This window comes from Ideonella sp. P3_A4 (assembly GCF_056403075.1).
In genome coordinates this window covers 1-3524 of the sequence record NZ_JBFUGE010000608.1, presented here as the reverse complement: position 1 = coordinate 3524, position 3524 = coordinate 1, and the positions used below count along the sequence as shown (strand labels likewise).

Here is a 3524-nt window from a genome sequence, read left to right as displayed (position 1 = left end):
CTGTTTGTGCCTAGCAATGGGCCGAGCCTCTGGCTCGGCGCGGCCTGCAAGGCAGCCCCTGGAGGGGGCGTGGGGGCTAACGAGTTCTCGCACTGATGATCAGCGGCTTCGGCTTCGGGTCCTCCGGCACCACGTCGAGCGTGATTTCGGTGAACGAGGGGCTCTCGGGCTCGGGCTTGCTGACCGGCACGCGGGACACCGGCTCGCTCTCGTTCTGCAGGCGCCACAACAGGTTGGTCGGCGAGTCGGCGTGGATCAGCGCCTCTTCGCGTGAAACCACACCTTCGGTGATCAGCCGCGCCAGGTCTTGTTCAAAGGTTTGCGAGCCTTCGGCCAGCGAGCGCTCCATCGCCTCGCGCACGCCACCAAAGTCGCCCTTTTCGATCAGCTCGGAGACCAGCTTCGAGTTCAGCAGTACCTCGACCGCCGGGATGCGGCCGCCGGAGCCCGAGCGCAGCAGGCGCTGCGACACGATCGACTTCATCGCCGCGCCCAGGTCGGCCAGCAGTGCAGGGCGCGATTCGGGGGTGTAGAACGACAGGATCCGGCCCAGCGCATGGTGGCTGTTGTTGGCGTGCAGGGTGGCCAGCACCAAGTGGCCCGACAGCGCGTACGAGATCGTCTGCGACATCGTTTCGCGGTCGCGGATCTCGCCGATCATGATGCAGTCAGGGGCCTGGCGCAGCGCGTTCTTCAGGCCGATGTGCAGCGAGTTGGTATCGCGGCCGACCTCGCGCTGGTTGACCACCGAGCGCTTGTTGCTGAACAGGTACTCGATCGGGTCTTCGATGGTCAGGATGTGGCCAGACATGTGCTGGTTGCGCCACTCCATCATCGACGCCATCGTCGTGCTCTTGCCGGTGCCGGTGGCGCCGACCATCAGGATCAGCCCGCGCTTTTCGAGCGCCAGCGTCGCCAGGATCGGCGGCAGGTGGAGCGAATCGATCGCCGGGATGCGCACCGGGATGCAGCGCACCACTGCCGCGATGGTCGCGCGCTRCTTGAACGCCGAAAGCCGGAAGCTGCCGACCTTGGGAATGCCCAAGCCGATGTTCAGCTCACCTTCCTGCTCCAGCTCTTCGAGCTGCAGCGGGGTCAGGATCTCGGTCAGCAGCTGGCGCGGGGCGGCCGGCGGCAGCACATGGTCGGTCACCGGCACCAGCTGGCCGTTGACCTTCAGCAAGATGGGCGCGTTGGCCGAGAGGTACAAGTCCGAAGCGCCTTTGTCGGCCATCAGGCGCAACACGTTTTCCATCGTGATCACGGCATGTCTCCCGGCGGGGTAATTGGTTCAGCGCTTGGTTGAGGGCGTGTGTGCAGGGTATCAGCCGCGCAGCAGTTCGTTGATACTGGTCTTTGCCCGGGTCTGGGCGTCCACCCGCTTGACGATCACCGCGCAGTACAGGCTGTACTTGCCGTCCGGCGACGGCAGGTTGCCGCTGACGACCACCGAGCCCGAGGGCACGCGGCCGTAGATCACCTCGCCGGTGGCGCGGTCGTAGATCTTGGTGCTTTGGCCGATGTACACGCCCATCGAGATCACCGAGTTTTCTTCGACGATCACGCCCTCGACCACTTCGGAGCGTGCGCCGATGAAGCAGTTGTCTTCGATGATGGTCGGGTTGGCCTGCAGCGGCTCGAGCACGCCGCCAATGCCCACGCCACCCGACAGGTGAACGTTCTTGCCGATCTGGGCGCACGAACCGACGGTGGCCCAGGTGTCGACCATCGTGCCTTCACCGACATAGGCGCCGATGTTGACGTACGACGGCATCAGCACCGCACCCTTGGCGATGTAGCTGCCGCGGCGCGCCACGGCTGGCGGCACCACGCGAACACCGGCTTCGGCCAAGGCTGCGTCGTCCATGTGCGAGAACTTGGTGTCGACCTTGTCGTAAAAGGTCAGGTCGCCCGACTGCATCTTGCGGTTGTCGTTCAGGCGGAACGACAGCAGCACCGCCTTCTTGACCCACTGGTTCACCGTCCACTGGCCCACACCCTGGCGCTCGGCCACGCGCAGGCGGCCCGCGTTCAGGTCGGCGATCACCTGGTCCACCGCTTTGCGGATGTCAGGCGAGGCCGTGGCAGCGTTGAGCTGGGCGCGTTCTTCCCAGGCCTGGTCGATGAGGGTTTGCAAAGCGTGCGTCATGAGGGGGTGGGTTCAGAGGGATCGCGTGTAGGCAACGATGCGTTCGGCAGCTTCCAGGCATTCAGGCCCTTCGGCCACCAGCGCCATGCGGATGCGGCCGGCACCAGGGTTTTGGCCATGGGCCTCGCGCGCCAACAAGCTGCCGGGCAGGACCGCCACATTGTATTGAGCGAGCAGTCCCAAGCTGAAGGCAATGTCATCGCCGCCATGGGCATCAGTCGGCACGCCGGCCCAGAGGTAAAACCCGGCGTCGGGCAGGGCGACATCGAGCACCTTGGCGAGCATTGGCGTCACTTGAGCGAACTTGGCGCGGTACTGCGCACGATTGGCCTCCACATGGGCCTCGTCGTTCCAGGCTGCTGCGCTCGCGGCCTGCACCACCTTGCTCATCGCACTGCCGTGGTAGGTGCGATAAAGCAGGAAAGCTTTGAGGATGTTGGCATCGCCGGCCACGAAGCCCGAGCGCATGCCCGGCACGTTGCTGCGCTTGCTCAGGCTCGACAACACGATCAGGTTGCGGAAGCCTTCACGCCCCAGCGCCTTGGCCGCGGCCAGCGCGCCCAGCGGGGCCTCGTCGCGGAAGTAGATTTCGGAGTAGCACTCGTCGCTCGCGATCACGAACCCGTGGCGGTCACTCAGCTCGAACAAGGTCTTCCACTCCGCCAAAGGCATCACCGCACCGGTGGGGTTGCCGGGCGAGCAGGCGTAGACGAGCTGCGTGCGGGCCCAGGTGGCCTCGTCGATCTGGCCCCAGTCGCAAGCGAAATTGCGTGCCGGGTCGCTGTTGGCGAACGCGGTTTGCGCACCGGCCAGCAGCGCCGCGCCTTCGTAGATTTGATAGAACGGGTTCGGGCAAACCACGGTCGCGCCGGGCTTGGTCGGGTCGATCACCGTCTGCGCCAACGAGAACAAGGCCTCGCGCGAGCCGTTGACCGGCAACACCTGGGTCGACGGGTTCAGCCCGACGCCGTAACGCCTTGCTACCCAAGCCGCGATCGCTTCGCGCAACATCGGTTCGCCGGCCGTGGCCGGGTAGCTCGACAAGCCCGACAGGCTGTTGTGCAAGGCCTCTTCGATCAGCGCCGGCGCCGGGTGGCGGGGCTCGCCGATGCCCAGGCTGATCGGCCGATAGGCGGAGTTCGGCGTGATGTCTCGCGTCAGCGCCCGCAGGCGCTCGAAGGGGTAGGCGTGCAGCTTGCCGAGCAACGGATTCATGCGAAGGATTATCAGCGAGTGCCTTCGGCCACTTGCCCGGCCTTTGACAGGCCTTTCGACTGGCCATTTGGTAGGCGCCAGCGGACCGTCGAGACACAATGGCCGCCATCAGAGAAAGCAGAACACAACCGATGGGCGAGAGCAGTATGAGTCCAGGCGG

Annotated in this window: 3 protein-coding genes; all 3 read right to left on the bottom strand. The window is 65.5% G+C overall.

Annotated features, from left to right (window positions below; genetic code table 11):
* Window positions 1-76: 76 nt before the first annotated feature.
* The gene (locus AC1DYI_RS29805; protein WP_477207738.1) at window positions 77-1255 is read right to left on the bottom strand and encodes a PilT/PilU family type 4a pilus ATPase; all 1179 of its coding nucleotides are present in this window, start codon (window positions 1253-1255) and stop codon (window positions 77-79) included.
* Window positions 1256-1324: 69 nt separating this feature from the next.
* Window positions 1325-2149, bottom strand: coding sequence for a 2,3,4,5-tetrahydropyridine-2,6-dicarboxylate N-succinyltransferase (dapD, locus tag AC1DYI_RS29800; RefSeq protein ID WP_477207737.1), 825 nt, complete (start codon window positions 2147-2149; stop codon window positions 1325-1327).
* Window positions 2150-2161: 12 nt separating this feature from the next.
* Window positions 2162-3364, bottom strand: a complete 1203-nt coding sequence (dapC, locus tag AC1DYI_RS29795) for a succinyldiaminopimelate transaminase (RefSeq protein WP_477207736.1) — start codon at window positions 3362-3364, stop codon at window positions 2162-2164.
* Window positions 3365-3524 lie beyond the last annotated feature (160 nt).